General features: G+C 64.7%; 2 protein-coding genes. Both read left to right on the forward strand.

Going from position 1 to position 1,715, the window contains the following annotated elements:
• On the forward strand, positions 1-705 hold a 705-nt coding region (locus AB4Z11_RS30885), incomplete at its 5' end, for an NAD(P)/FAD-dependent oxidoreductase (protein ID WP_442029882.1).
• The gene (locus AB4Z11_RS30890; RefSeq protein ID WP_442029884.1) at positions 698-1,588 is read left to right on the forward strand and encodes a LysR family transcriptional regulator; all 891 of its coding nucleotides are present in this window, start codon (positions 698-700) and stop codon (positions 1,586-1,588) included. The genes AB4Z11_RS30885 and AB4Z11_RS30890, both read left to right, overlap by 8 nt.
• The last annotated feature ends 127 nt before the right edge of the window (positions 1,589-1,715 follow it).

Here is a 1,715-nt window from a genome sequence, read left to right on the forward strand (position 1 = left end):
ACCTTGCATCTCGACCAGGGCGAGAAGGTTCATGGTCGCTCGCTGGTCATCGCAACCGGCGCGCGCTACCGCAAGCCGGATCTGCCTGAGCTGGGCGAATACGAGGGACGCGGCGTCTACTACAGCGCCTCTTACATGGAAGCGCAGTTCTGCCATAAGGAAGAGGTGGTCGTAGTCGGCGGCGGCAATTCTGCCGGCCAGGCCGCCGTTTTCCTGGCCGCGCACACTCGGCATGTGCATATTCTGGTGCGCTCGGAAGGGCTGGCGGCCAGCATGTCGCACTACCTGATCCAGCGCATCGAGGCCACGCCGAACATCACGCTGCATACGCGCAGCCGGGTCGTGGAGCTGTGCGGTGAAGACAAACTGGAGTTCATCCGTTGCCGCATGGATGGCAGCGGCGAGGTGGTGGAAAAGCCGATACGCCATGTCTTCCTTTTCCTCGGCGCCGACCCTTGCACCAGCTGGCTGAACGATTGTGTGGCACTGGATGACCGCCAGTTCGTGCTGACCGGCTGGCAGATCCCGCCCGGCCGATGGCCGCTGGAGCGCCGCCCGCATCCGCTGGAAACCAGCAGACCAGGCGTGTTTGCCGTAGGCGACGTGCGCAGCGGTTCAGTCAAGCGTGTGGCGGCGGCAGTGGGCGAGGGCTCGGCGGCGATCCAGTCGCTGCACGTGGTGCTGGCCGGAGTGCCGGATGCTTGACGGGATGTCGATGGACCAGCTGCGAACCTTTATCGCAGCTGCAGATGAAGGCAGTTTTTCAGCCGCAGGACGCAAGCTGCGGCGGGCGCAGTCGGTCGTTAGCCAGACGCTCGCCAACCTTGAGCAGCAAGTCGGCTTTCCCTTATTCGACCGCAGCCGACGCTATCCCCGCTTAACGGAACAAGGCCGCGCCCTGTTGGAAGATGCACGAGCGGCAGCCAGCAGCATGGATGGCTTCAAGGCGCGCGCGCGTTCGCTATCGGAAGGGCTGGAACCCGAGCTTTCCGTGTCGGTGGACGTCATGTTTCCGATTGCGCGGCTGACGGATGCGGTGCGCTGCTTCCACGAAAAATATCCCAGCACGCCATTACGCCTTGGTGTTGAGGTACTGGGCGCTGCCGTGCAGCCGATGCTGGAAGGCGTCGCGCGCATTGCCATTCTCGGCTCTTTCCCCGAGCTGCCGCCTGGCTGCAGCAGCGAATATCTGTTGTCCGTGCCGCTGGTTGCGGTCGCGGCGCCAGAGCATCCGCTGGCCAAAATCAAGGGGCCAGTCCCGCGCAGCGAGGCCGCGCGCCATGTGCAGCTGATTCTGACCGACCGCTCGGAGCTGACCGCTGGACGCCAGTACGGCGTGTTCAATCCGAATGGCTGGCGTCTGGCCGACCTGGGCGCCAAGCATGCCTTCCTGCGTGCGGGCCTGGGTTGGGGCGGCATGCCGCTGCATATGGTGGAAGGCGACCTGGCCAGCGGTGCGCTGGTGCGCATCGAACTGGAAGCCAGCCCGGTACTGGGCAACGCCTTTTCCATGTACGCTGTCTACCGCAAGGATGCGCCGCCAGGGCCGGCAGGGCGCAGCTTTATCGATTTGCTGAAACAGGGCTGAGGCCTGCGATGTGACGGCCGCTGTCGATGGTGTAGCCGTTGCGGCCGCGGCGCTTGGTGTCGTACAGCGCGGCGTCGGCGCGGCCGATCAGTCCTCCTGAGGTTTCACTGCCGCCCTGATATAGCGC

The sequence above is a fragment of the Pseudoduganella sp. RAF53_2 genome, assembly GCF_052113985.1.
Classification (GTDB): domain Bacteria; phylum Pseudomonadota; class Gammaproteobacteria; order Burkholderiales; family Burkholderiaceae_D; genus Rugamonas.

Coding starts and splice junctions, on each gene's coding strand:
- AB4Z11_RS30890 (WP_442029884.1), top strand. CDS start 698: ATGCTTGACGGGATGTCGATGGACCAGCTGCGAACCTTTATCGCAGCT.